This window comes from Streptomyces triticagri (genome assembly GCF_003429565.1).
GTDB lineage: Bacteria > Actinomycetota > Actinomycetes > Streptomycetales > Streptomycetaceae > Streptomyces > Streptomyces triticagri.
In genome coordinates, this window is record NZ_QUAK01000107.1 from 1 (window position 1) to 26,656 (window position 26,656).

Sequence of the window (26,656 nt, forward strand, 5' to 3'; positions counted from 1 at the left end):
CTCGTTGCTTTCCGGCCTTTCGGCCTTCCGGCGGTGTCGACTCTAGCAGATCCTTTCGGGCCTGACTTCCCGTCAACGGGGTTCGTCTTCACGGCTGTTGGGCCGCTCCGACGCCACAAACTCTAGCGGAATCCTCCGGCAGCTCATAATCGAGCTCGGGAATTGAATTTCGGCATGCCGAAATTTGCCCCGGCTGGGAGATCGTGCTGAGTTAGTGGGTGCCGCTTTCGCGGCGAAGATGCTACTGCGGAACCGTTACGGCGCCGTGGCAACCCGAAGAACCTTACGGATGGGGTGGGGGCGTGTCAACCCCCGGACAGGATCGTTCGCAGGATTGCCGGACGGGGTTCATTCCAGGTCCGTGAGGCGGCCGCCCGAGTCGGGCTGTGCGTCCTCCACCCTGCGCAGCAGGCGGGTGAGCATCTCTCCGAGTACGCCCCGCTCGTCCTGGGAGAGGTCCTGCAGCAGATCTTCCTCGAAGACCGTGGCGAGGCGCATGGCCTCGAGCCACTTCTGCCGGCCGGCGTCCTGGAGTTCGATGATCACGCGCACGCGGTTGCTCTCGTCCCGCTCGCGGGTGACGAGGCCGTCGCCGACCATGCGGTCGATGCGGTGGGTCATGGCGGCTGGGGTGAGACCGAGGCGCTTTGCCAGATCGCCGGGGCCGAGTCGGTACGGGGCACCGGAGAGTACGAGCGCCTTGAGGACCTCCCATTCGGCGTTGCTCATGCCGAGGGTCGCGGTCTGCCGCCCGTAGGCGACGTTCATGCGGCGGTTGAGGCGGCCGAGTGCCGAGACGATCTGCTCCACCTGGGGGTCCAGGTCCTGGAACTCCCGCTGGTAGGCGGCGATCTGCTCCTCGAGGGTCGGCTCGCTTGCACCGGGGGTGTCAGCCATGGCGGGAAGTATGGCACGCCCGGTTTGCGTTCAAAGACCTTCGAGTCTTAGTCTTCAACATTGAACTTTAGCTTCTAAGTCTTCACTCCTAAGGTAGGTGAAAGTGACCAGGGCGATGGGCGCAGCGATGCGCCGGATCCATGTGGGCAACGCGCTGAGTGCGTTCGGCCTCGGCTTCACAGTCCCGTTCCTCTACGTCTATGTGGCGCAGGTGCGGGAGCTGGGGGCGACGACGGCGGGCCTGGTGCTCGCCGTGTTCGCCGTGGCCGCGCTGCTCGTGCTGCCGTTCACCGGTCGGGCCCTCGACCGGCGCGGCCCGCTGCCCGTACTGATCGTCGCCCTGGCCACGGCCGCTGTCGGTGCGATGAGCCTGGGGCTCGCGTCCAGCACCGAACTGGTGCTGGCGTCGGCGGCGGCGCTCGGTGCCGGGCAAGCTGTGATGGCGCCGGCGCTCGCGACGATGATCGTGGCGTGCTCCACGCCGGAGAACCGCACGCGCGCGTTCGCCACGCAGTTCTTTCTGCAGAACCTCGGGCTCGGCGTCGGAGGTCTGATCGGCGGGCAGATCGTGAAGCACGAGCGGCCCGGGGACTTCACGCTGCTCTTCGCGATCGAGGCGGCGATGTTCGTGCTCCTGATCGGTCTGATGGCGACGCTGCGGCTTCCGCAGTCGCCGCGGATCGAAGGGTCCCTGCCCACGTCGGGCGGCAGTGGGTTCAAGGCGCTGCTCGGCAATCCGGCCATGGTGCAGCTGTGCGTGCTCGGGTTCGTGATCTTCTTCGCCTGCTACGGGCAGTTCGAGTCCGGGCTTTCGGCGTACGGCGTGGAGGCCGCGGGGATCTCGCCCTCGACGCTCGGTATCGCGCTGGCGGCGAACACCGGCGCGATCGTGGTGGCGCAGTTCGCGGTGCTGCGGTTCGTCGAGCGGCGCCGGCGGTCGCGGGTCATCGCGTCGGTGGGGATCATCTGGGCCGTGGCCTGGGCCGTCGCGGGGTTCGCGGGGCTCGGGTCGAGTGGGCAGGCGATGGCCACGGCGGCGTTCATCTCGACGTACGCGCTGTTCGGGATCGGTGAGGCGATGCTGTCGCCGACCGTGGCACCGCTGGTCGCGGATCTGGCGCCGGACGGCATGGTCGGGCGCTACAACTCGGCGTTCGCGCTGGTCAAGCAGCTGGCTCTGGCGGTGGGGCCGGCGGTCGGCGGGCCGATGGGCGCCTCTCTGCACGGGCCGTACATCGTGACGTTCGTGCTGTTCTCGCTGGGGATGACCGTGCTTGCGCTGCGGCTCGGGCGGCGGCTCACGCCGGTGCAGGACCAGCCGTCGCTCGCGGCCAGCCGGATCGTCACCGGAGGTACGCCGGAGAGCGTGCCGGTGCCTGCCTGACGCTGCAGGCGGTGGGTCAGGTCGGCAGGGCGAATTCGCACCAGACGGCCTTGCCGCCGCCCGGTGTCCGGCGCGAGCCCCAGGACGAGGCGATCGTCGCGATGATCTCGATGCCCCGGCCCGCCTCGTCGCCCGGCTCGGCGCGGCGGCGTCGGGGCAGGTGGTCGTCCCCGTCGGTGACCTCGATGATCAGTCGGCGGTCGGTGCGCCTCAGGCGTAGGCGCATCGGCGGGGTGCCGTGCTGGAGGGAGTTGGCCACGAGTTCGCTGGCGGCCAGTACGCCGATGTCGTGCAGTTCGACCGGGAAGCGCCAGCTGGTGAGGACGCCGGAGGCGAAGGCACGCGCGCGTGGGGCTGCTTCGACGCCGCCGAGGAGGTCGAGTGCCGCGCCGCGGAACAGGTCGGCGCTCTGGCCGGTGCGCTTGGGCTGCTGCAGTACGAGCACGGCGACGTCGTCGTCGTGGTCGGCGGTCACGCCGAGGGCGCGGATGAGCCGGTCGCAGATCACCTTCGGAGGGCCGGTGGCGCCGGCGAGTGCGCGCTCCAGGAGCTCGACTCCGTGGTCGATGTCCTCGCCGCGGCGCTCGACGAGGCCGTCGGTGTAGAGCACCGCGGTGGAGCCCGGGGTGAAGGGGATGGTGCCCGAGGCGTGCTGCCAGCCGCCGGTGCCGAGCGGCGGTCCTGTGGGTTCTGCGGCGCGGTGCAGGCCGTCGTTCTCGTCGCGTACGAGGATCGGCAGGTGGCCTGCGGAGGCGAAGGTCAGGCGGGCCTCGGTCGGGTCGTGGATGGCGTACACGCAGGTGGCGATCTGGCTCGCGTCGATCTCGGCGGCCAGGCCGTCGAGCAGTTGCAGCACCTCGTGCGGGGGCAGGTCGAGTCGTGCGTACGCCCTTACCGCGGTGCGGAGTTGGCCCATGACGGCGGCTGCGCGGACGCCGCGGCCCATCACGTCGCCGATGACGAGGGCGGTGCGGCCGCCGCCGAGCGTGATCACGTCGTACCAGTCGCCGCCGACCGCGGCGTCCGTACCGCCTGGCTGGTACGTGGCGGCGATGCGCAGGTCGTCGGGCTCCTCGAGCTGGTCGGGCAGCAGGGAGCGCTGCAGGGTGACGGCGGCCTCGCGGTGCCGTCGCTCGCTGGCGCGCAGCCGCTCCGCGGCCTCCGCGTGGTCCGTGACGTCCGTGGCGAAGACCAGGATGCCGTGGCCCTCGGGGGTGTCCACGGGGGTGCAGTGGAACGTGTACGAGCGGCCGGCGGGGACCTTGCGGGATTTGACCGTACGGGGCTTGGTGCTGCGAAGTACCTGGTCGAGCAGGGGGAGCAGGCCGAGTTCGCGCAGTTCGGGCAGGGCCTCCTCGGCGGGGGCGCCGGCGGGGCGGGGGCCGAATGCTTCCGTGTAGGCGTCGTTGACGTACGCGATGCGGTGGTCGGGGCCGGTCAGCAGGACGACCAGGGCCGGGACGCGGTCGAGGATCTCGCGTGCGGGCAGGTCGGCGACGGCGGGGGCGGACTGCTGCGCAGGGCACTCGGCGCGTGCCGCGGGCACGGAGCCCCGGTCGGAGCGTGCTGCGGCGCGGCGCTGCGTGCCGGGGAGCCGGGCGCTCCAGCGCGTGAAGTTCACGGGGAAAAGCCTCAACATGTCGAGGGGCGGGTCCTGCCCTTGGTCGGGGACAGTGTGTCCGACCGGACTGACATCCGTCAGACGCCGGTCCGGCGGGGGGAGTTCCCGAGGGTGGTCAGGACGACTCCTTCGGGCGTCCTCCTCCGGCTGCGAGTTCGAACTCCGCACGCGGGTGCTCGAGAGAGCCCAGGGAGACGATCTCACGCTTGAAGAGACCCGAGAGGGTCCATTCGGCCAGTACGCGCGCCTTGCGGTTGAACGTGGGCACCCGGCTGAGGTGGTACACGCGGTGCATGAACCAGGCGGGATAGCCCTTGAGTTTGCGCCCGTAGACGTGGGCGACGCCCTTGTGGAGTCCGAGTGATGCCACCGAACCGGCGTATCTGTGGGCGTACTCCTTGAGGGGCTGTTTGCGCAGGGAGGCGACGATGTTGTCGCCGAGTACGGTCGCCTGGCGTACGGCGTGCTGGGCGTTGGGGGCGCACTCCTTGCCGGGTTCGTCGGCTGTGACGTCGGGTACTGCGGCGGCGTCACCCGCGGCCCACGCGTGCGTGGTTCCGTCCACGGTGAGGGTGGCGGTGCACTTGAGGCGGCCGCGTTCGTCCTTGGGCAGGTCGGTGGCGGCGAGGATCGGATGCGGTTTGACGCCTGCGGTCCAGACGAGGGTGCGGGTCGGGAAGCGGGAGCCGTCGTCGAGTACGGCGACGCGGTCCTCGCAGGTGTCGAGCCGGGTCTCCAGGCGTACGTCGATGTTGCGGCCGCGCAGTTCGCGGACGGTGTAGCGGCCCATCTCCGCGCCGACCTCGGGGAGGATCCGGTCGGAGGCCTCGACGAGGATCCACTTCATGTCCTCGGGCTTGAGGTTGTGGTAGTAGCGCGAGGCGTAGCGGGCCATGTCCTCGAGCTCGCCGAGCGCTTCCACGCCCGCGTAGCCACCGCCCACGAAGACGAAGGTGAGGGCGGCGTCGCGCAGGGCCGGGTCGCGGGTGGAGGAGGCGATGTCCATCTGCTCGATGACGTGGTTGCGCAGGCCGATGGCTTCCTCGACGGTCTTGAATCCGATGCCGTGGTCGGCGAGTCCGGGCACCGGCAGGGTGCGCGAGATCGAGCCGGGTGCGAGGACGAGTTCGTCGTAGGTGAGCTCCATCGGGTCGCTGCCCTCGTCCTCGGTGGCGAGGGTGGTGACGGATGCGACGCGTTTGGCGTGGTCGATGGACTGCGCCTCGCCGATGACGATCTTGCAGCGGTCGAGTACGCGTCGCAGTGGCACCACGACGTGGCGCGGGGAGATCGAACCGGCGGCCGCCTCGGGCAGGAACGGCTGGTAGGTCATGTACGGCTCGGGGGTGACCACGACGATCTCGGCCCGGCCGCTCCTCAGCTCGGACTTGAGCTTTCTCTGCAGACGCAGAGCGGTGTACAGACCGACGTATCCGCCGCCGACGACGAGAATGCGCGCAGGTTCCTTCACCATCCCATGACGCACCTGGGGCGCGATTTTGTCCACAGGCCTGACAACTTGTGTGACCGGAGAATATGTGGCTCCGCTCGCTTCGGTGCTTTCCGGCAGTTCGGAAGAACTGCAGGTCAGAGCGGCTGGCGTGGGTGGGACGTGCCGGGGCATTCGGGGTGGAACCGGCCCGTACTCCGATCGGGCGGCTCGCCGCGCGGAACGGGCCCCTTCTGAATTGACTCCGGCTCAACTATGTTCGTGTGTCGTCGGTGTATGGGGGCTCAGGTGTCCGACTCGCTCCCGAGCGCCGGCAGTCAAGGCGGGGAAGGTCTCCGGGGGGAGACGTCATTACCGGGGGAACGCTCATGCATATTCAGGATTCTCATTGGGGTTCCGCATCGGTCGTCGCGGCAGCCGACGGCCACGGTCGTGGACCGGCGGACGGAGCGCGTACGACACCGCTGCGGGTGGACGCACAGCGCAATCTCGAGCACGTACTGCGGGCTGCCCGCGAGGTGTTCGGGGAACTGGGATACGGCGCGCCGATGGAGGACGTGGCGCGGCGGGCCCGGGTCGGGGTCGGCACGGTGTACCGGCGCTTCCCGAGCAAGGACGTGCTGGTACGGCGCATCGCCGAGGAGGAGACCGCCCGGCTGACCGACCAGGCGAGGTCCGCGCTCGGTCAGGAGGACGAGCCGTGGTCGGCGCTGTCGCGCTTCCTGCGGACGTCCGTGGCCTCGGGCGCGGGCCGGCTGCTTCCGCCGCAGGTGCTGCGGGTGGGAGTGGCGGACGAGCCGGACGGCGCGGAGTCGGACGGTGAGGCGACCCGGGTGCCGCAGCAGCGGCAGGCCGGCGAGAAGGCCGATCTGCGGCTCGTGGAGCAGCGCCAGGCGCCGGAGGAGGAGTCGGTGGCCGCGGGCGGTGACGTGGACGACCCGGGAGCGGCGGAGCTGCTCGAGGTGGTGGGTCGGCTGGTCGAGCGGGCCCGTGCCGCGGGTGAGCTGCGGCCGGACGTGGCCGTCGCCGATGTGCTCCTGGTGATAGCCACGGCCGCTCCCTCGCTGCCGGATGCGGCGCAGCAGGCGGCGGCCTCGGCCCGGCTGCTGGACATCCTGCTCGAGGGGCTGCGGTCCCGGCCGTCGTAGCGCGGGGTCGTGTTTCGGGGCGAGCCGGCGGGGTCGCGAGAATTTTGACCTTGCAGCTTGCCCCGAATGGGTGAACGGCACTACCGCTTCGGGCGAAGTCGCCCCGGACGAGTGGTTGCGGGGCTTCGGGGTTTGGCCCTCCTGCAGCGTGTGTCACGCTTTCCCGGTGTTTCGGGACTGGGTAAGCGGGGGCTTCGCGCTATGAGCGGTGAAGGACGGGACGAGTCGGCATCCGGAAACGGCGCCGATGCGGGCGGACTCCCGCCTCGGCACGTCCCGAACCAGGGGGGTCCCTCGGGGGTTTCCGGAAGCCCTGCCGGCGCGTCCGCGGGGCCCGGTGGGTCGGCCGGAGCATCCTCCGGTGCTGCTTCCGGCGGGGGCGACCGGGCCGATGCGGGCGGGCTGCCGGCTGCGAGTGTGCCGCAGCAGCGGGAGGGAGCGGGCGGCTCCCTTGCGGACGAGCTGCTGGCGTCCGGCGAGGCGCCGGCGTCCGACCCGGAGCTCATCGCGCGGATGCGCGCGGGAGACGATTCCGCGTACGAGGAGCTGTACCGGCGCCATGCCGAGGCGGTGCGGCGGTACTCGCGCACCTGCTGCCGGGACGCCCACACCGCCGACGACCTGACGTCCGAGGTGTTCGCCCGGATGCTGCAGGCCGTACGGGGCGGCTCCGGGCCGGAGTACGCGGTGCGTGCGTATCTCCTGACGTCGGTGCGGCGCGTGGCGGCCGGCTGGACCAAGTCGGCGAAGCGTGAGCAACTCGTCGAGGACTTCGCGGTGTTCGCCGCCCAGGCCGCCCGTACGACCGAGGTGCCCGACGAGGACACGCTGGATCTGGGCGCCGATGTGATGGCCATGCACGAGGCCGAGCGGTCCATGGTGATGCAGGCCTTCCGCAGCCTCTCCGAGGAGTGGCAGGCGGTGCTCTGGCACACCGAGGTGGAGGACGATCCGCTGAGCGAGGTCGCGCCGCTCTTCGGGCACAATTCGCCCAATGCCACGGCGCAGTTGGCCAGTCGGGCCCGCGAGGGTCTGAAGCAGGCCTATCTGCAGGCGCATGTGAGTGTCAGCCTGGCCGGCGACGACGAGTGTGCGCGGTATGCGGACCGGCTCGGTGCCTACGCGCGCGGGCGGCTGCGCACGCGCGCCGAGCGCGGCCTGCGCAAGCATCTGGAGGACTGCGCGAAGTGCCGTCTCGCGGCCGGGCAGATCAAGGAACTGGCCAGCGGGATCCCGGGAGTTGTGCCGGTCGCCGTCATCGGTTGGTTCGGAGCGGCCGCCTACTCGGCGAAGGCCGCGGGGATCATCGGTGGCGCCGCCGGAGCGGCTGGAGCGGGAGCCGCGGCGGCCGCCGCGGGCGGTGCAGGTGGTTCCGGGGCAGGTGCCGGCGGCGGTGCGGCCGCCTCGGAGGGTCTGGGCGCCCCGGCGAAGGTCGCGATCGGTGCCGGTGTCGTGGTCGCGGCCGGTGTCGCCGTCGCGATGCTCATGGCGGGGGACGACCCCGAGCCGGAGGCCAAGCCGGCGCCCAAGCCGTCCGCATCCCAGCCCGTCACTCCGCAGAAGCCGCCGTCGAAGCCGAAGCCGGAACCCCCGGCCGCGGCGCCGCCCGCGGCCGCCCCTGCGCCCGCGCCCGAGCCGACGCCCAAGCCCACACCGCCGCCGAAGCCGAAGCCCACACCGGATCCGCCGAAGCCGACGCCCAAGCCTCCGGCGCCGCCGAAGCCGGAACCCGAGCCGACCAAGCCCAAGCCGCCGCCCCCGGCTCCCGTCGAACTTCCGTGGAGCGAGCTGGAGTACGGGCAGTTCGGTGACGGGACGAAGCCCGAGATGCGGCTCTTCGAGTCGAGCTGGGTCTGGCAGCGCAACGGCATGTCGGTGGGCGGGACCCGCTACGCCCACGGGGTCACCGTGCACGCACGGTCCTCCGTGACCATCGACCTCAACCGCACCTGCCGGTCGTACCAGGCACTCGTCGGGATCGACGACCTCACGCACGGGCACGGTGCCGCGCGGTTCTCGGTGTACGCCGACGGTGAGCGGCTGTGGCGGTCGCCGGTGGTTCGGGGCGGTGATCCGGCGGTTCCGGTGCAGGTGGATCTGACCGGGCGCAAGACGGTACGGCTCGTGGTCGAGCCGCATTCGGTCTTCGATGTGGCGGTGCTCGCGGACTGGGCGCAGTCGCGGTTCAGCTGTGTGGAGGAGGACTAGTCCGGCTGAAGTGGGCTGCCGCCGCCTCCAGTTCGGTCGCGACCTGGTCGGGGGTGAGGTCGCGGCCGCGGGCGGTCTCCGTCTCGTAGGCCTCCGGCCCGAGGGTGTCGCGCAGGGTGCCGGCCAGGCGTGCCGCCTTGGAGCGCTCCGGCTCCGGGCGCGGGTGACCGCCGCGCCAGTGGTCGCTGACGGCGAGCAGCCGGGCCGCGCGGGCCGCGTCGCCGAGCTCGGCGAGAGCCGCGGCGCTGGCGTCGGCGATGCTTGCGTGCAGTACGTCCGACACGTGCTGGTCGGCCACGCTGCGCGAGGCGGCGGCGAGTTTGGCCAGACCGGGGACGGGGCCCGATTCGGCGGCGGTGAGGCGACCGTCGAGGCCGGCGAGCACGACCTCGACCTGCGGCGGCGGGGAGCCGGAGACGGACTCCGTACGGGCGGCGGCCAGTTCACGCCGGGCCGCGGGCAGGTCGCCCTGATCGAGGGCAATCGACGTGTACATGATCCTCACGAAGGTGCGGGCGTCCGGGGAGCCGTACCGGTCGGATTCCGCGAGTGCCTCCCCGAGGATCTTCTCGGCGGCGGCGGTGTCCCCCGAGCGGTAGGCGATCTCGCCGAGGCGGGCGATCAGGAACGGTGCCTCGCTGTACGCGCCGACCTCGTAGGCGAGGTGCAGCGCCTCCTCGAACTCGACGCGGGCCTCGGCGAAACTGCTGCGGGACATCGCGGTCTCGCCCGCCGCGCTGCTCACCTGGGCGCGCATCCAGCGGTCGCCCACCTCGCTTGCGATGCCGCGCAGTTCGGCCAGGTCCTCGTCGAGGCCGGGGAGGCCGCGGAAGTCCACGGCCGTGTGCGTACGGAACATCAGCGAGACACCCACCGACCAGGGGTCACCGAGCTGCCGGCAGATCGTGACGGCCAGGTCGAGCGCGGCGCGGGTCTCGGCCGGATCGTCGAACACGAAGGTCACGAACGGCCAGAGCAGACCGGGCAGTTCGGCGGACTGCGGTACGGGCCGGCCGAACGCCCGCCACAGCTGCGCGGCCCATGTGCGGGCCTCCTCGCCCAACGACTCCGCGCCGGCGCTCTCGAAGGACAGCAGGAGCACCATCAGGCGAAGCTTCATCCGGGGCCAGTAGCGCGGGTCGTCCTCCTCGATCGCCTCCGGGCCCATGGCGAGGACCCGGTCGATCCAGTCGGCGCCCTCCCTGAGGTGGTTGCGCAGCCTCCAGAACCAGGACATGGCGAGGGTCAGGGCGAACGCCGCCTCCTCGTCGCCCGTGGTGATGCTCCGGTGGAGGGCCGCCCTGATGTTGTCCAACTCCCGTTCCAGCGTGGCGATCCAGGGCAGTTGGTCGCTGGTGCGCAGCAGCGGGTCGGCCTGCTCGACGAGGGCTCGTACGTACATGGTGTGCCGCTCGCGGGCCGTTTCGAGGAGCTCCGGCGTCTGCGCGGCACGCTCCTGGGCATATTCGTGGATGGTCTCCAGGAGGCGGTAGCGCATGCCGGAGCTGCTGGTGTCGGTGTCCGGGGACGCCACGATCAGGGATTTGTCGACGAGTGCGCCGATGGTCTCGGTCGCCTCGGGGCCGCAGACGGCCTCTGCGGCCGGCAGGTCCCAGCCGCCGGCGAAGACCGACACCTCGCCGAGCACTCTGCGCTCGGCCGTGTCGAGGAGGTCCCAGGACCAGTCGACGACGGCGCGCAGGGTCTGCTGGCGGGGCAGCACCGTGCGGCTGCCGGAGGTGAGCAGCCGGAAGCGGTCGTCGAGCCGGTCCGCGATCTGCCGCGGGGTGAGCATCCGCAGGCGTGCCGCGGCCAGTTCGATGGCCAGTGGCAGTCCGTCGAGGCGGGTGCAGATCTCGGCCAGGGNTGGCAGTCCGTCGAGGCGGGTGCAGATCTCGGCCAGGGCCGCCGGGTCGGCCGAGGGGTCGAAGTCGGGGCGGACCGCCTTGGCCCGCTCGGCGAGCAGGCGGTGCGCGGGCTCGGCGGGGAGGGGGTCCACCGGGCGGACGGTCTCGCCCGGGATGCCGAGGGGCTCACGGCTGGTGGCCAGGATGCGCAGCTGCGGGCAGCGCACGAGCAGGGTCTCCGCCAACTGGGCGGCGGCGCCGATGACATGTTCGCAGTTGTCAAGGATCAGTAGGAGGCTGCGCTGGGCGCAGTACTCCACGAGCAGGGCGACCGGGTCGTCGTCCCGCGGGGCGAGCTCGCTCGTCAACAGCGCCGTGTCCCGTAGGTCCAGGGCGCTGACCACGGCCGAGGGGACGGCCTCGGGACGGTCGAGCGGGGCGAGCTCGGCCAGCCAGGCCGGGGCGGGGTGCCCGGCCCCGGTCTCTTCCGCGAGGCGTGTCTTCCCCGAGCCGCCGGGACCGGTGAGGGTGACGAGGCGTGCTCTCTGCAAATCCGAACGGATGGAGTCGACTTCGAGTTCCCGGCCCACGAACGAGTTGAGGCGGGGCCGGAGGTTGCCATTCCGCTCAGGGCGCTCGAGGCGCTCAGGGCGGCCGGGGCGCTCGGGGCGTGTGGCGCCGCCCGGAGGGTCCGCCGGCCGATCCGGTCCGTTGCCCAGCAATTCGGCGTGCAGTGCACGCAGTTCGGGTCCGGGATCGGTGCCGAGGCCTTCGGCGAGCACGCTCCGGGCGTCCTCGTAGGCGGCCAGGGCGTCCGCGCCACGGCCCGCGTCCCGCAGGGCCCGCAGCAGCTGCGCGTGCAGGGGTTCGTCGTACGGGTGGGCCGCGACCAGCTCGCGAAGTTCCGGTACGAGGCGTTCCGTTCGGCCCGCACGCAGGTCGGCGGCGATGCGGTGGCGCACCGCGTCGAGCCGGCGGGCCTCGGGACCGGTGGCGGACGCACGGTCCGGCAGATCGGCGAGGGCCGGGCCGCGCCAGAGCGCGAGGGCCTCGCGCAGGGTACGGCCGGCCGCCTCGGCGGATCCACTGTCCAGTTCGGCGGCGCCCACGCGCGCGAGGCGCTCGAAGCGGTGCAGGTCCACGTCGTCCTGGTCGACGGCCAGTCGGTAGCCGCCGGGTACCGATTCCACGGCCTCCCGGCCGAGCACGCGGCGCAGTCTGCCCACCAGGGCCTGCAGGGCGGCGGGAGCGTCGCGTGGCGGGTCCTGCGCCCACACCTCGTGCACCAGCGCGTCCACGGACACCGGACGGCCGGCGTGCAGGGCGAGTGCGGCGAGCAGTGCCCGCAGGCGCCGGCCGTCCACGGGCAGGGGCGTGCCCCGGTGGTCGTAGGCCTCGGTCGTTCCCAGTACGCGGTACCGCACGGAGTTCATTCTGGCTGTCCTGTGCCGCGGGCGCTTCGGCCCGGCCTGCTCGGGTGCAGCGCACGGCGGCGCTCTGCAGCTGCCATGCCCGGTACGCCCCTCCCCCGTTTTCGCCTCTTCGCCCGCTCCGCGTTTCGCCCTCCACGCGCGCGTGGAGTGGAGGGGTGGCCGTCAGGACCGTCAGCCCCCGCGAGCGCCCAAGGCCCCGCGCTGTGGTCGTATGCCTGCAGGTACGGCGCGGGCGCGCGCAGGTGTCCCCGTCCAGCAGGTGCCGCGGCGGGACAGCAGCCTGCGCAGCCAGAGTTCGGTGGAGACGAGTTCGCCGAGGCCGTCCAGGGGGAGGGCCTCGCCCTCCGCGGCGGCCCGCAGGGCACGCTGCACGACGCGCCCCTCCACGAGGCCCGCCTGAGCGAGCAGTGGCGTGCCGAAGAGGTCCACCAGATCGTCGACGGCGACCCGCAGCCCGGTGCTCGCCGCGGCGGCGGAGGAGGCGTGCGAGGGGGCGCCCCAGCCGTCCGGCAGTTCGTTGACGCCGGTGCCTTCGAGGACGGTGCGCAGGATCTCGGCGCGGGCGCCGGGCTGCACGCGAAGCGCCTCGGGCAGGGCGCGGCAGGCGCGGACGACCTGGTTGTCGAGGAACGGCGCGTGCAGGCGCTGGGAGCGGATCTCGGCGGCCTGTTCCAGTACGCGGAGGTCCGCCGCGTGCCGTGCCAGGGCGGCACGCGCGCGTAGTTCACCGGGTCGCTGTCCGGGCGCGGGTCCGGGGCGGGTGGCCGACTGCTCGAGGCGAACCGATACTTCAGCGAGCGCCTCTCCTGTCAGCCATCGCGCGGCCGGCCCCGGTCTCGCCCAGGTGAGTGCGGCGAGCGAGGCACCCACCGCACCGGCCGGCTCCTCGAATCGGGCGTCCCGCAGCCGCGAGGCGGTGTCCTCGATGCCAGCCCGGTAGGTCGTACGGGCGAGCTTGCGGGCCGCGCCGTAGACCCGCGCCGGCACCAGGACCGAGCCCTCGGCCTTCGCCAACGCGGTGACGGGGCGCACCAGATGGCGCCGTCTGCGGTCGAGCAGCAGGTCGGCGAGTCTGGCCGGATGGGCGTCGAGGACCTGCCGGGCGCCGTGGCCGGTGAAGTGGTCGGCGCTGCCGAAGGCGAGACGCGCGCGGTGCCGTGCCGCGCCGATCAGGGCCGGTCCCGGCTCGTCGGTGAGCGGCCCGTCGAGCTCGGCGTACGGCAGGGCTTCCTCGCCCGCGGTGACGACGACGTGGTGCAGGCGTGGATTGGCCGCCATGGCGCCCGCGCGCTGGATCTCGGCCTCGCGGTCGGTCGTCGTGAGGTCGTTGAAGGTGACGGCCAGGAGGCGTTCGCCGGCGCCGGTGCTGTGGCCGAGGAGGGTGCCGGGATTGCCGGGCAGACCGGCCGCGAGGAGGGCCAGGGTGGCGGACGCGGGGCCGCCGGACAGGTCGGCGCCGATGCCCGGCACGGGTCCGCGCCCTGCCCGACGCTCCGCAGGGCCCATCCCGGGCACCGGTCCGGGGTCCAGGTCCGGCACGTGCCGCGGGGCCGCGAGGCGGGCGCGTACGGACTCGACGAGCGCTTCTCGTACGCCGTCCACCGCGCGGGGGCCGTCCATCTGGGGCGCGGCGACGGCGAGGGAGGCGACGGGCTCGTAGCCGGCGATCTCGCGGGAGCCGTCGCGCAGGATCAGCGCATGGCCGGGCGGGATGCGCCGCACGCCCGCGTACGGCGTGGAATCCTGCAGGGCCTCGGGCACGTCGGGGCAGGCGAGCAGGGCGGCGAGGTGGCCGATGTCGAGCTGGGCCTCGACGAGGTCGGCGAGCGGGAGGGCCGCGGTGGCGTAGGCCGTACCGCCGGCCCATGGGGTGTGGAACACCGGCCGGGCGCCCGCGAGATCGCCGAGTACGGTCACCCGGCGGCCGACGCGTACGACGGCGGTGTAGCTGCCGGGCCAGGCGGTGAGGTGGCGCAGGGCGCCGCCGCGGGCCGCGAACAGGCCAACGCGCAGTTGCTCGTCGGTGGCTCCGCAGATGCCGAGGACGGCGACGGCCGTCTCGGCGTCGGCCCTGACCACGCGGATCTCGTCGGGCCGCCAGTCACCGACCGCCCACAGGGGATCCGGGTCGCCCCACAGGAGTTGGGAGCCCACAGGGTGCACGGTTTCGACGCCCTCGACGCCGATGTCCTGACCGTCCGGGTGGACCGCGCTGATGGTCGGTGAAGCCTTAGCGGTGGCACTGCTCCACCCCACCAACCACCGCATCGTCGCCTCCACAGGCTGTGGACAACAAGTGCACCCGAACAGCTCGGGTCCATGCTGCCACGAAGGAGGCGTGAAGCACTGCCCATGGGAGGGCCGGAGCGCATGCCAATGCGTCCCCGAACTCGGACAGTTGGGGCAGTACCGCACCGACCGTATTCGGCCATTTCGGCCGAGCCGGGCACACCGCGCAGCCCGGGAGGCGCCGCTCGCCTCCCGGACCGGTCCACCGCCCGCGGGGATGAAGGCGGCGGTATCCCCCAGCCCGCTGACGACGGTGCGCAGCGGGCCGACCCACGCATCACCATGGAAGCGCTCCCGCGATGGCCGGTGAAGAGCGCACGCAGAGGCGCACGGCCACACGCCGGGAGCACAACACCCCCCTGCCGCACGTCTGTACAGACAACAATCTCGCCATCCGGAACTTCGCCTCTTAACGCTTGGGATGCGGCGAACTACGCTGGGTTTACGAATGCCGCGTGCCTATGCCCGAGCGGCAGCCGTCTGTGTCGAGGGGTGGCGCATGTCCAGGGAGCAACGCGGGCCGAACGAAAAGCTCGGCACCGTTCTCGCCCTCGCGGGAATCAGCAATGCGGGACTGGCCCGCAGGGTCAACGACCTAGGCGCACAAAGAGGCCTGACCCTGCGCTACGACAAGACCTCGGTGGCCCGTTGGGTCTCCAAGGGCATGGTTCCGCAGGGCGCGGCGCCGCATCTGATCGCCTCCGCGATCGGGACCAAGCTGGGACGCCCGGTACCGCTCCACGAGATCGGTCTCGCGGACGCGGACCCGGCCCCCGAGGTCGGCCTCGCCTTCCCGCGCGACGTGGGCGCCGCGGTCAGATCGGCCACCGAGCTCTACCGCCTGGACCTCGCCGGACGGCGGGCCGGCGGTGGCGGGATCTGGCAGTCGCTCGCGGGCTCTTTCGCCGTGACCGCATATGCGACACCGGCTTCACGTTGGCTGATAACACCCGCTGACAGCTCGGTGGAGCGCACCGCCGACCATGCGGCCGTCGCGGCGGCAGCGGACGGTTCGGCCACCGTCGGCGAGCCCCCGCAGAAGGTCGGCCACAGCGATGTTCAGAAGCTGCGGGAGGCCGCGCAGGACGCCCGCCGCTGGGACTCCAAGTACGGGGGCGGTGACTGGCGTTCGTCGATGGTCCCGGAGTGTCTGCGGGTGGAGGCGGCGCCACTGCTGCTCGGCTCGTACTCGGACGAGGTCGGCAGGGCACTGTTCGGCGCGGCGTCCGAACTGACCCGCCTGGCGGGCTGGATGGCCTTCGACACCGGCCAGCAGGAGGCCGCCCAGCGGTACTACATCCAGGCACTGCGTCTCGCGCGCGCGGCCGCCGACGTCCCGCTCGGCGGGTACGTCCTGGCGTCGATGTCGCTGCAGGCCACCTACCGGGGCTTCGGTGACGAGGGCGTGGACCTGGCGCAGGCGGCGCTCGAGCGCAACCGCGGACTGGCGACGGCGCGCACGATGAGCTTCTTCCGGCTCGTCGAAGCACGGGCCCACGCGCGCGCGGCCGACGCGCACGCGGCGGGGGCGGCCCTCAAGGCGGCCGAGGGCTGGCTCGAGCGGGCCAGGGAAGGGGACAACGACCCGTCGTGGCTCGGCTTCTACTCGTACGACCGCTTCGCGGCGGACGCGGCCGAGTGCTATCGGGACCTCAAGGCGCCGCGTCAGGTGCGGCGCTTCACCGAGCAGGCGCTGTCCCGGCCCACCGAGGAATTCGTACGGTCCCACGGGTTACGGCTCGTGGTCAGTGCGGTCGCGGAGCTGGAGTCGGGGAATCTGGACGCCGCGTGTGCGCAGGGTCTGCGCGCGGTGGAGGTCGCCGGCCGCATCTCGTCGGCGCGGACCACGGAGTACGTACGGGATCTGCTGCACCGGCTGGAGCCGCACGGGGACGAGCCTCGGGTGGCCGAGCTGCGGGAGCGGGCGAGGCCGCTGCTCGTGGCCCCGGCGTAGCGGGCTTCGCCGCTCTTCGCGGGATGTCCGCACCGGGATCTTCGCGGGTGTCCGCACCGGCTGCCGGGGCATTGTCAGTGGGGCGGTGCACTATCGGAGTCGGGAGGTGAGGCGTGTGGCGGTGGACTGTGACGTGCTGGTGATCGGCGGCGGGATCGTCGGTCTCTCGACGGCGTATGCGCTGACGCGGGCGCGCCCCGGCACGCGTGTGGTGGTCCTGGAGAAGGAGCAGGGCCCGGCCCGCCACCAGACGGGGCGGAACAGCGGCGTGATCCACAGCGGCATCTACTACCGACCCGGCTCGCTCAAGGCGCGGTATGCGGTGCGGGGCGCCGCGGAGATGGTCAAGTTCTGCGCGGAGTACGGGATTCCGCATGCCGTGACGGGGAAGCTGATCGTCGCCACGGACCGGGCGGAGCTGCCCCGGCTGCACGCCCTCGTCCAGCGCGGCCGGGAGAACGGCATTCCGGTCCGCGAGCTCGGCCCCGCCCAGATCTCCGCGTACGAGCCGCATGTGCAGGGCGTCGCCGGCATCCACGTGGGCACGACCGGGGTGTGCGACTTCGGCGCGGTGGCGACGCAGCTCGCGGAGGCCTCGGGGGCCGAGGTGCGGTACGGCGCGGAGGTGGTGCGGATCTCCCGGCGCGCGGACCGCGGGGTCGCGGTGCGTACGGGGGACGGGTCCGTGGTGCGCGGCCGGGTCCTGGTGAACTGCGCGGGCCTGCACTGCGACCGGGTGGCGCGGCTCGCGGGCGACGAGCCGGGGATGCGGATCGTCCCCTTCCGGGGTGAGTACTACGACCTGGTGCGGCCGGAGTTGGTGCAGGGGCTGGTCTATCCGGTGCCCGATCCCGCGTTCCCGTTCCTGGGGGTGCATCTGACGCGGGGCGTCGAGGGCTCCGTGCATGTGGGGCCGAATGCGGTGCCGGCGCTCGCCCGCGAGGGGTACGACTGGTCGGTGGTCCGGCCCCGGGACGTGGCCGGGACGCTCGCCTGGCCCGGGGCGTGGCGGATGGCGCGGCGGCACTGGCGGTACGGGGCGGGGGAGCTGCGGCGGTCGCTGTCCAAGGCGGCCTTCACGGCGGCGGTGCGGAGGCTTCTGCCGGAGGTGGGTGAGGGGGACCTGGTGCCCGCGGGGGCCGGTGTGCGGGCGCAGGCGGTGCTGCGGGATGGCGGGCTTGTGGATGACTTTCTGCTTCGGGGAGGGGTGCGGGCGGTGCATGTGTTGAATGCGCCGTCGCCTGCGGGGACTGCGTCATTGCCTATTGGGAGGGAGGTGGCTCGGCGGGTGCTTCAGTGGGTGTGACTGCCGTCGGGGGTGTGTCGTTCAGGCCCTGGCGGCCTGGTGACCTCGTCCTCAAACGCCGGACGGGCTGTTTTGTCGCCCTCCGGGCTCGTCCTCAAACGCCGGACAGGCTGAAAGATGTCCTCAAACGCCGGACGGGCTGGATGTGGTGCGGGACGGGACGGGCTGGATGTGGTGCGGGACGGGCCCGATCAGGGCGAGGAGGTCGGGTGACGTGGCGCCGTAGAATCGGGTCGCGTGGTGGAGAGACGTGATGGGCAGAGGGGTGTGGGTGTGAGCGGGGACGATCGGACTGCCGAGGCGGACGCCCCGCGGCGAGTGAGCCGGATGTTTCCGGACGGGGAAGGGCCTGCCGCCGATCCCGCTGGGTCGCACTTCGAGCGGCGGATCCGGAGCTTTCAGCCGCGTCGCAGCAGGGTGACGGCGAGCCAGGGCGACGCCCTGCGCCGGCTGTGGTCCCGCTGGGGACTGGACATCGACGGATCGAGGGTGCTCGACCTGGATGAGCTGCTCGGCGGGCGGCCGGTCGTCCTCGAGATCGGCTTCGGCATGGGCGAGGCCACCGCGCAGATGGCCGCGGCGGACCTGGACACCGGCATCCTGGCCGTCGATGTGCACACCCCTGGCCAGGGCAACCTCCTCGGCCTGGCCGAGCGCGCCGGTCTGGACAACGTCCGGGTGGCCAACGGCGACGCGATCATCCTGCTCCGCGAGATGCTCGCCCCCGAGAGCCTCGACGGCCTGCGCGTGTACTTCCCGGACCCCTGGCCGAAGAAGCGCCACCACAAGCGCCGCCTGATCCAGCCGGAATTCCTGACCCTCGCCGCGAGCCGCCTCAAGCCCGGCGCCGTACTGCACTGCGCCACCGACTGGGAGCCGTACGCCGAGCAGATGCTCGAGGTGCTGACCGAGCACCCGGACTTCACCAACACGGTCGCGGACGGCGGATACGCCCCGCGCCCCGGATTCCGTCCGCTCACCCGCTTCGAGGGGCAGGGCCTGGACAAGGGCCATGTCGTACACGACCTGCTCTTCGCCCGTACCGGAAAGCCGTCCGGTTCCACCGGCTGATTCCTGCACCGTCGCGGGCGCCTCGACACACCCCATAAGGTCGGGGCCGTGACCGTCTGGACGTCGTACTCGTATCCGCAGTCGGCCGGGGCGCCGGCCGGACTGCGGCACGAGCGATGGTGGCGCCGTCGCCAGGTGCGCGCGGGCGCGCTCGCGGCGCTGCTCGCGATCTCCGGTCTGGTGATCCTGGCCCTGGTGCGCGAGCAGACCGGCACCGAGGGCTTCATGGTCGGACTGGGCCTGGCGATCCTGCCGGTCCCGCTGCTGCTCGCGGCCTTCTGCTGGCTCGGCCGGGTCGCCCCCGCCCCCCGGCGGAATCTGATCTTCGCCTTCGCCTGGGGCGCCTGCGCCGCGGCGCTGATCGCGATCCTCGCCAACTCGTTCGCGACGCAGTGGATCGCCACGGCCACCGCGGATCCGCAGAGCGCGGACACGATAGGCGCGATGGTGATAGCGCCCGTGGTCGAGGAATCCGCCAAGGCCGCCGCGGTGCTCCTCGTCTTCCTCTTCCGCAGACGGACCTTCACCTCGGTCGTCGACGGTGTGGTGACGGCGGGCGTCACCGCGACCGGCTTCGCCTTCACCGAGAACATCCTGTATCTGGGCAACGCCTACGGCACGGACACCGCGGGCGGCGCGGCCCTGCGCGACATGTCCCTGGACTCGGTCACGGCGGCGACGTTCTTCGTACGGATCGTGATGTCGCCGTTCGCCCATCCCCTGTTCACCGTGCTCACCGGGATCGGCTTCGGCCTCGCGGCGCTCGCCGCGGACCGGCAGCGGATCCGCCGCTTCCTGTTCCCTCTGGCGGGTCTGCTGCCGGCGATGGGACTGCACTCGCTGTGGAACGGCTCATCGGCGTTCGGCGAGTGGGGCTTCTTCACGGTGTACGCGGTGGTGATGGTGCCCGCCTTCGGACTGCTGACCTGGCTGAGCGTCCACGCCCGCCGCCACGAACTGCGCACCGTGCGCGCCGAGCTGCCCGTCTACACGGACGCGGGCTGGATCGCCCCGCCCGAGCCGTACGCGCTCTCCTCGATGCGTGCTCGCCGCATCGCCCGCGAGTACGCCGCCCGCACCGGCGGCCAGGCCGCGGCCCGCGCGGTGCGGGAGTACGAGGAGCATGCGACGGCCCTCGCGCTGCTCAGGCGCAGGGGCCGCCGCGGCCGGGCCGGTGGCGACTTCGTCGGACGGGAGCGGGAGTTGCTCGACGCGCTGTGGCAGCGGCGCGCGGTGGCCCGCCCGGCCCTCGCCCACGCGGCCCGCACGACGGCCCGGATCCCGTACGGCCCGCCCATGATCCACGGGCGGCCGGGGACGTACGCGCCGTACGCTCCGTACGCACCACACGTCCTGTACGCACCACACATCCCGTACGCACCACACGCCCCGTACACAGCCCCTGGTAGGCCCGTCCCCTAAGGGACGTCTCCCCTAGGCCGACGCAGTCGTGAGCAGTGCCAACTCCTCTTCCGTAAGCCGGAGTTCACCCACCGCGAGCAGCGCGGGAAGCTGCTCGACCGTCCGCGCGGAGGCGATCGGCGCACCCACAGTCGGCTGCGCGGCGAGCCAGGCGAGGGCCACGGTCGCGACCTCGGCGCCGTGCGCCGCGGCGACCTTGTCGAGCGCCTCGAGGACCCGCAGTCCGCGCTCGGTGTCGAGGTGCCGGCCCGCGCCCTGCGCGCGCGGGCTGTCGACCTGGGCCCCCGGCCGGTACTTGCCGGTGAGGAAGCCGGCGGCGAGGGCGTAGTACGGCACGGCCGCGAGCCCGGAGCGGGAGGCGACCTCCTGCAGGGGGCCCTCGTAGGTGTCGCGGGAGACCAGGTTGTAGTGCGGCTGCAGCGCCACGTATCGGGCGAGGCCTTCGCGGTCCGCCACGTCGAGGGACTCCTGGAGGCGCTCCGGGGAGATGTTGGACGCGGCGACATGGCGCACCTTGCCCGCGCGCACCAGTCCGTCGAGCGCACCGACGATGTCCTCGACCGGCACCGACGGGTCGTCGAAGTGTGTGTAGAACAGGTCGATGTGGTCGGTGCGCAGACGGCGCAGGGAGTCGTCCGCGGCCGCCACGAGGGTAGCCGGGGCGAGTCCCCTGTGGTCGGGGTGGGCGCCGGCCTTCGTCGCGATCACGACGTCGTCGCGGCGTCCGCGGGAGGCGAGCCAGTTGCCTATGACGGTCTCGGACTCGCCGCCGCTGTTCCCCTCGACCCAGGCGGAGTACGAGTCCGCGGTGTCGATGAAGTTGCCGCCCGCGGCGGTGTAGGCGTCGAGCACGGCGAAGGAGGCGGTCTCGTCCGCCGTCCAGCCGAACACGTTCGCGCCGAGTGCGAGGGGATGGACCTCGAGTTCCGAGGCGCCGAGAGTGCGCAGAGAAGTCATACCGCGGTCAACACCCCTTGCGTGCATGGGTATTCCGGTACGTGGCAGTTCCACGTACACCCAGAGATTTCCCGCTGACCTGCGGAGACGGTCCGGCACCTCGGCCCGGCAGCCCTGACGTCGGGGGGTAGCCGCCAGGACTGCCGGAATCCAGGGTGTGGATCCGGCTGTCCACGGTTCGTCACAACCGGGAGTCGCCCGGTGGGACCGGGAGCAGCCCGGTCGTCAGGGGTTGAGGCCCTTGCTCTGCAGCCAGCCCATCGGGTCGATGTTGGTGCCGTCGGGCGTGTGGACCTCGAGGTGCAGGTGCGGCCCGGTGGAGTTGCCGGTGGAGCCGCGCAGTCCGATGACGTCGCCGGTGGTGACCTTCTGGCCGACGCTGACCTGGATCGAGGACTGGTGGCTGTACGACACCTCGGTGCCGTCCTCCAGCTCGAGCACGGTGTGGTAGCCGTAACTCCCGGACCAGCCGGCCTCCTTGATGGTGCCGGAGTGCACGGCCTTGAGCGGCGTGCCCGCGGGACCGGCGAAGTCCAGGCCGGTGTGCTGGCCGGAGGCCCACATCGAGCCGGCCTGCCCGAAGGTGGAGGTGATCGTGTACGAGGAGGTCGGCAGGGTGTAGCTGGCGGCGAGCTTGCGCAGCCGCTCCTCCTCCGCCTTCCGCTTGCGCTCCTCCTCGGCCTTCCGCTTGGCCTCGGCGATCTTCTTCTCGGCCGCGGACTGCTGCTTGGCGGCGTCCTCGGAGGCCTTCTTGGCCGCGGCGTCGGCGGCGACGGCGGCCTCCGCGGAGGCTGCCTGGTCCTGCTTGGCCTCGGCCTGCTGCATGATGCGGGCGCGCAGCGCCTCGCCGGCGTCCGCACCGCCCTGCTCGTCGGCGGCGCTCGCGGCACCCGTCGGCGCGAAGCCGGCGGCGGTGGCCTGGGTGACGCCCGACTGACCGGCGTCGCCCGCGTCGTCGCTGTCGGAGACCATCGAGCCGACGTCCGGCAGCTTGTCCGTGACGGCCGAGAGGTCGGGGAGCGAGATCGGTACCGGCGGCTTGTCCTTGGCGGTGGCTATGCCTCCCGCGCCGACCGCGGCGATGACGCCGACACCGAGAACCGTGGAGCTGCGGGCGAGCCCGCCGCGCTGCTTGGCGACACGGTGCCTGCCGCGCACGGGCCGGACGGAGTCCTCGGTGGGATTCCATTCCTCCCAGGGCTCATCGCCCCTGCCGAACCCGGAGTCGTCCGAGTAACCCTCGTAATACGCGGTATCAGGGGCAGGCCTGTTCGACGCCACGGGGGCGTACTCCTTTCCTTCCTTCGCCTACCGGGTTAGCTGACGGGTTCGGAACAGGAAGGTTTCCTACGGGCTTCCAGGGCCTGCCACGATCGCGGCAGGCGAAGGATGCCCGATTCACCCCAAGTAGGTGGTTCCCCGGCTCCCTTGCGGGATTGAGCGGTTGCGCACGGAGCCATCTCTTGTGACGGCTGGGACGACCGCGCTGCGTTATCGAACGTTAATAGACACCGGCCCCGGATTCCAAGCCGTTCCGACTGATCGTTGGTGGCTCTGGCCTGGACTTAGGCCCCACGAAGGGGCGAATTCGGGCGAGTTGCAGCATGATCTCCACACACTGAGGGGCGCGGAATTCCTGACGATGCGTCAGTTGTTGTGCGGAGGGGCGCGCTACGGTCACCTACGGTGATGCCGACGGTCGGCCGACCGAGAGCAGCGCCATGTCGTCGGTCGCCCGGCCCCCGGTGTGCGCCGTCACCTCGTCGACCACGAGGGCGAGCAGTTCGTCCGGTCCCGGGAAGACCCGGCCGCGCAGCCGTACCGCCGGATCGTAGAACTCACCGGCCGCGTCCCGTGCCTCGGAGAGACCGTCGGTGTAGAGCAGCAGCAGCGAGCCGCAGGGGAACTCCGCCTCCTCCGCCCGGTCCGGCCAGACGCCCAAGTCCCCCATCCCGAGCGGCAGTGCGTGCTCGCGCGGATCGAGGACCCGGAGCCGGCCGTTGGCGCCGAGCAGCAGCGGCGGCGGATGCCCGCGGTTGACGAGCCGTACGACACTGCGGTCGCGCGGGATCTCGCCGAGCACCGCCGTGGTGAAGCCCTCGAAGGCGTCCAGGCCGTCGCGCCGCGTGCCCTCGCGCGCGAGGGCACGCTCGAGGCGCTGGGCCACCGCCTCGAGGGTCGTCTCCTGCTCGGCGGCCTCGCGGAACGCCCCGATCACCACGGCGACCGCCTCCACCGCGCCGAGCCCCTTGCCCCGTACGTCACCGACCAGGAGCCGCACGCCGTACGGGGTGTCCTGCACCGCGTACATGTCGCCGCCGATGAACGCACCGGCCTGCGCGGCCTCGTAGCGGGCGGCGACGTCCAGGCCGCCGATGCGCTCGGCCGGTTCGGGCAGGACGGCGCGCTGGGCGGCCTCGGAGACGCTGCGGGCCGACTCCAGCTGTTTGCCGCTGCGTCTGACGACCCGGTTGATGAGGACCGCGAGCACGGCCACCGTCAGCACGGTGGCGACCTCGGTGAGGGACTCGGCCTCCTCGAGGACGTGGTTCCAGACCCGCAGGCCGGTCATGCCGAGGAGCGCCGCGACACCGGTGGCCACGGTGCCGCGCAGCGAGTACAGCGGCGCCGCGGTCAGCGGGGCGCCGGCGAAGAACGGGGAGCCGGTGAACTGCGACGGCGTCAGCCAGTCGAAGACGATGCCGAAGACGATGAGGAGTACGGGCAGGGCGCGCACGAGGTGCCGGGTCCGGGTGCTGTCGGCCGCCCCGTCCTCTCCCCGCTCGCTCTGCTCTTCCCGCTGCCCCACCGGTCGTCTCCCGCCGCCGTCCGCGCCGCTGCGGACCGCCTGCCGCACCCCACCCAGGGTTCCCGCCCGTGGGGCACGGGGCGAATCCGTGTACGCCGTACGAGGAAGGAGGCCGTACGAGGAAGGAGGCCGCACGAGGAAGAGGAAGGGGCCGGGGGCCCGAGCGCCCTGCCGGGACCCGGACATGCGTCAGGCCCGGCACGAGATCGTGCCGGGCCTGACGGTCAGTAGCGGGGACAGGATTTGAACCTGCGACCTCTGGGTTATGAGCCCAGCGAGCTACCGAGCTGCTCCACCCCGCGTCGGTGAAATCAAGTGTACGCCATCCGGGGGACGGCTCGCGCCAGGGTTTCCGGGGGCAGCGGCGGGGTGGTGCGGTGCGAAGTGCGCGACGGTCAGATCCCGCGGTCACCCTCCGCGTCCCGCCGCTCGGTCAGCCTGCCCTTGCGCAGGGTGAGGACGCGGTCGGCCTTGGCGGCGAGCCGTTGCGAATGAGTGACGACGATCACGCACTTCCCCTGTGCGTGGGCGAGTTCACGGAACGTGTCGACGATGCCGTCGGCGGTGTCCTCGTCGAGGTTCCCGGTGGGTTCGTCGGCGAAGAGGATGTCGACGTCGCAGGCGAGCGCGCGGGCGATGGCCACGCGCTGCTGCTGGCCGCCCGAGAGCCGCAGCACGTTCCGGGTGGCCGTCGCCCTGTCGAGGCCCATGTCCTCGAGGATCTGCAGGGCCCGGGATCTGCGACTGCCGGTCGCGGGCTTCGCGCCGGTGATCTCCATGGCCGTGGTGACGTTCTGCAGGGCGGTCATGTAGGTGAGGAGGTTGTACTGCTGGAAGATCGTGGCGGCATGCCGGTTGCGGTAGCGGCCGAGGCCCAGCTCAGCGAGGTCCCGGCCGTCGAAGCTGATGGTGCCCCTGGTGGGGGTGTCGAGGCCGCTGGCGAGGCTGAGCAGGGTGGTCTTTCCGCTGCCGGACGGGCCGAGTACGGCGGTGAGGGTGCCGCGCTCGAAGGTGCAGTCGATGTTCTTGAGGACGGTGGTCCTGCGCCGCCCGCCGCTGTAGGTGTGGCTGACCTCGTGCAGGCGCAGGACGGCGGCCCGGTGCGGGGCGGTGCCGGTCGGAGTGGCGCTGGTCATGGTGGCGGTCACTTGCCCTTCGTGAGGATGGTGCGGGGGCTGAGGCGCAGGACGGAGGCGGCGGGGACCGCGGTGGCGAGCAGGCCGATGCCGAGGCCGACGGCTGAGACGGTGGCGAGGTCGCCGGGGTCGAGCCGTACGGTGATCTCGTCGATCGGGTCGGCGTTCTCGACGGGGCGGTCGTTCTGGTCGATGCCCTGGTCGAGGCCGGTGCTGCCGGGCGGCGGTGCCTGCCAGGAGTCGAGCTTGCGCCGGGTCTCGGCGGCCTCGGCACCGAGCAGGGACCGGCCGGCGCTCTGCGTCAGGCTCTCGGTGAACAGCGAGCCGATGCCGAGGGCGAGGGCCGCGACCACCACGATCTCCAGGGCCTGCTGGGCGATCAGCCTGCTCTTCTTCTCCCCCATGGCCAGGAGCACGCCGTACTCGACGCGGCGCTGCTTGACCGCGAGGCTGACGAGCAGGGCGAGGACGGCAGCACCCGCGACGGCGGTCAGCCACATCGCCACGGTGGCGGTTGTGCTGATGCTCTTCAGGGGGCCGGTCATCTGCCGTACGGCCTTGTCGTTGGCGTCGAGAGCGAAGCCGTCGAGCTGCCCGCCCGCGAGCCGCTCGGCCTCCTCCTCGAAGGCGTCCAGGCGGTCGGCGTCCTGCAGCAGGAAGGTGGCCCGGCCGACCTGCAGCGGACCGCCGCCCGATCCGGAGCTGAACCGGGCGAAGCCGCCCACCGACGCGTACAGCATGTTGGCCGGGCTGACCGCGTACTCGGGGTCGGGTTCGTCGTCCGGGCGCGGGTCGCGGTAGACGCCGGCGACGGTGAAGTCCGCCGTGGACGTGCCCTCGTTGTTCCCCAGGGTGATCGTGTCGCCGGCTTTCAGGCCGTTCTTCCTGGCCAGGCGCTCCTCGATGAGCAGCTGGCGCTTGTCCTTGCCGGCCGCGGTGAGGTGGTGCCCGGAAAGGAGCTTGTGGCTGCCGCTGCGGAAGCCGGGCAGCAGGGACGAGTCGAGGACGCCGACGGTCGCGGTGCCGCCCTTCCCCATGCCGCCGGCCGCGCCGCCGGGGACGAGTTCGGCGCCGCCCTTGAGGATGCCGCGGTCCCACATCGAGTACGTGTACTTCTGGACCTGGGGCAGCTCGCCCAGCTTGTCCGCGGTCGCGGCGTCCATCGCCGGTGCCTGGAGGCCTCCGCCGTTCGCGCCGCCGAGGTTCTCCAGGTCAGGCTCCAGGTTGACCTCGGCGCCCACGGAGCGTTTGGCCTGCTGTTCGGCCCTCGCCGTGGCGTCGTTGATGAGCACGCCTGCCAGGACCATCACGGAGATGACCAGGAAGGTGCACAGGGTGATCAGGGTCCGTGCCCTGCGGGACCACAGGCTGAGACCCGCGCGCTTGACGAAGTTCATGGAGCTCGGCTCTTCCGGTACGGGGGGCGGGTGGGGTGGCGGTTACGGGCGCCGGGGCATGGCGGGCCGGCGGGGTCGCCGTACCGCTCAGGAGGTGTCCGTGAGGAGGGAGCGGGGATGCAGGCGAAGGATCCCGACCCCGGGCACGACCGTGGCGACGAGCGAGATCCCGAGGCCGAGGGCGGCGACCTTGCCCAGCTCGCCCGGCCCGATCCGTACCTCGGGCGGCGGCAGCGACGTCCGCGGCGGCCCGGCCCGCACCGTGGGCCGCTCCCGCCCGCGGTCGAGCACCGCGTCCCCCGCCTGCTGCGCGCCGGCCTGGCCGGC

Annotated in this window: 16 protein-coding genes, 1 tRNA gene, 2 pseudogenes and 1 riboswitch; of the genes and pseudogenes, 7 read left to right on the top strand and 12 right to left on the bottom strand. The window is 72.2% G+C overall.

Annotated features, from left to right (window positions below):
* Positions 1–348 precede the first annotated feature (348 nt).
* Positions 349–897, bottom strand: coding sequence for a MarR family winged helix-turn-helix transcriptional regulator (locus DY218_RS19675; RefSeq protein ID WP_128557403.1), 549 nt, complete (start codon positions 895–897; stop codon positions 349–351).
* A 115-nt stretch (positions 898–1,012) separates the two neighbouring features.
* Here DY218_RS19675 and DY218_RS19680 point away from each other — a divergent pair, with 115 nt between their 5' ends.
* A complete protein-coding gene (locus tag DY218_RS19680; RefSeq protein ID WP_128557416.1) occupies positions 1,013–2,281 on the top strand; it encodes an MFS transporter in 1,269 nt (422 codons plus the stop codon).
* Between the two features lie 16 nt (positions 2,282–2,297).
* Here DY218_RS19680 and DY218_RS19685 read toward each other — a convergent pair whose 3' ends face one another.
* Together DY218_RS19685 and DY218_RS19690 are read right to left on the bottom strand one after the other, a co-directional pair.
* Positions 2,298–3,902, bottom strand: coding sequence for an ATP-binding SpoIIE family protein phosphatase (locus tag DY218_RS19685; RefSeq protein WP_128557404.1), 1,605 nt, complete (start codon positions 3,900–3,902; stop codon positions 2,298–2,300).
* 115 nt (positions 3,903–4,017) lie between these two features.
* Positions 4,018–5,376, bottom strand: a complete 1,359-nt coding sequence (locus tag DY218_RS19690; protein WP_128557405.1) for an NAD(P)/FAD-dependent oxidoreductase — start codon at positions 5,374–5,376, stop codon at positions 4,018–4,020.
* Between the two features lie 344 nt (positions 5,377–5,720).
* Between DY218_RS19690 and DY218_RS19695 the strand changes: the two genes are divergently transcribed.
* The gene (locus DY218_RS19695) at positions 5,721–6,500 is read left to right on the top strand and encodes a TetR/AcrR family transcriptional regulator (protein WP_128557406.1); all 780 of its coding nucleotides are present in this window, start codon (positions 5,721–5,723) and stop codon (positions 6,498–6,500) included.
* A 201-nt stretch (positions 6,501–6,701) separates the two neighbouring features.
* Complete coding sequence (locus DY218_RS19700; RefSeq protein ID WP_128557407.1) at positions 6,702–8,708, top strand: sigma-70 family RNA polymerase sigma factor; 2,007 nt, start codon at positions 6,702–6,704, stop codon at positions 8,706–8,708.
* 1,867 nt (positions 8,709–10,575) lie between these two features.
* Here the strand turns inward: DY218_RS19700 and DY218_RS35280 are convergent.
* Together DY218_RS35280 and DY218_RS19710 are read right to left on the bottom strand one after the other, a co-directional pair.
* Positions 10,576–11,988 (bottom strand): annotated as a pseudogene (locus DY218_RS35280) (AfsR/SARP family transcriptional regulator); the annotation flags it as partial.
* A 171-nt stretch (positions 11,989–12,159) separates the two neighbouring features.
* A complete protein-coding gene (locus tag DY218_RS19710) occupies positions 12,160–14,256 on the bottom strand; it encodes an asparagine synthase-related protein (RefSeq protein ID WP_128557408.1) in 2,097 nt (698 codons plus the stop codon).
* Positions 14,257–14,776: 520 nt separating this feature from the next.
* Here DY218_RS19710 and DY218_RS19715 point away from each other — a divergent pair.
* The 4 genes from DY218_RS19715 to DY218_RS19730 all read left to right on the top strand — a co-directional run bounded on the left by DY218_RS19715 (position 14,777) and on the right by DY218_RS19730 (position 20,030).
* Complete coding sequence (locus tag DY218_RS19715) at positions 14,777–16,231, top strand: MFS transporter (RefSeq protein ID WP_128557409.1); 1,455 nt, start codon at positions 14,777–14,779, stop codon at positions 16,229–16,231.
* Positions 16,232–16,346: 115 nt separating this feature from the next.
* Positions 16,347–17,537, top strand: a complete 1,191-nt coding sequence (gene lhgO / locus DY218_RS19720; protein WP_233521721.1) for an L-2-hydroxyglutarate oxidase — start codon at positions 16,347–16,349, stop codon at positions 17,535–17,537.
* Between the two features lie 327 nt (positions 17,538–17,864).
* A complete protein-coding gene (trmB, locus tag DY218_RS19725; protein WP_128557418.1) occupies positions 17,865–18,608 on the top strand; it encodes a tRNA (guanosine(46)-N7)-methyltransferase TrmB in 744 nt (247 codons plus the stop codon).
* Between the two features lie 48 nt (positions 18,609–18,656).
* A complete protein-coding gene (locus DY218_RS19730; RefSeq protein WP_128557411.1) occupies positions 18,657–20,030 on the top strand; it encodes a PrsW family intramembrane metalloprotease in 1,374 nt (457 codons plus the stop codon).
* Positions 20,031–20,042: 12 nt separating this feature from the next.
* Here DY218_RS19730 and DY218_RS19735 read toward each other — a convergent pair whose 3' ends face one another.
* The 7 genes and pseudogenes from DY218_RS19735 to DY218_RS34280 all read right to left on the bottom strand — a co-directional run.
* Positions 20,043–20,987, bottom strand: a complete 945-nt coding sequence (locus tag DY218_RS19735) for an aldo/keto reductase (protein WP_128557412.1) — start codon at positions 20,985–20,987, stop codon at positions 20,043–20,045.
* Positions 20,988–21,212: 225 nt separating this feature from the next.
* Positions 21,213–22,268, bottom strand: a complete 1,056-nt coding sequence (locus tag DY218_RS19740; RefSeq protein ID WP_128557413.1) for a M23 family metallopeptidase — start codon at positions 22,266–22,268, stop codon at positions 21,213–21,215.
* A 9-nt stretch (positions 22,269–22,277) separates the two neighbouring features.
* A riboswitch (cyclic di-AMP (ydaO/yuaA leader) is annotated at positions 22,278–22,440 on the bottom strand.
* Between the two features lie 228 nt (positions 22,441–22,668).
* Positions 22,669–23,796 (bottom strand): PP2C family protein-serine/threonine phosphatase, encoded by a 1,128-nt coding sequence (locus DY218_RS19745; protein WP_233521722.1) that lies wholly within the window; start codon positions 23,794–23,796, stop codon positions 22,669–22,671.
* A 228-nt stretch (positions 23,797–24,024) separates the two neighbouring features.
* Positions 24,025–24,098: transfer RNA gene (locus DY218_RS19750), tRNA-Met, on the bottom strand.
* Positions 24,099–24,191: 93 nt separating this feature from the next.
* Positions 24,192–24,944, bottom strand: coding sequence for an ABC transporter ATP-binding protein (locus DY218_RS19755; protein WP_233521723.1), 753 nt, complete (start codon positions 24,942–24,944; stop codon positions 24,192–24,194).
* Positions 24,941–26,329 carry an ABC transporter permease gene (locus DY218_RS19760; RefSeq protein WP_128557415.1) on the bottom strand — a complete coding sequence of 463 codons (1,389 nt, stop codon included), beginning with the start codon at positions 26,327–26,329 and terminating at the stop codon, positions 24,941–24,943. The genes DY218_RS19755 and DY218_RS19760 overlap by 4 nt, the downstream gene beginning before the upstream one ends.
* An 87-nt stretch (positions 26,330–26,416) precedes the next feature.
* A pseudogene (locus DY218_RS34280) lies at positions 26,417–26,656 on the bottom strand (ABC transporter permease); the annotation flags it as partial.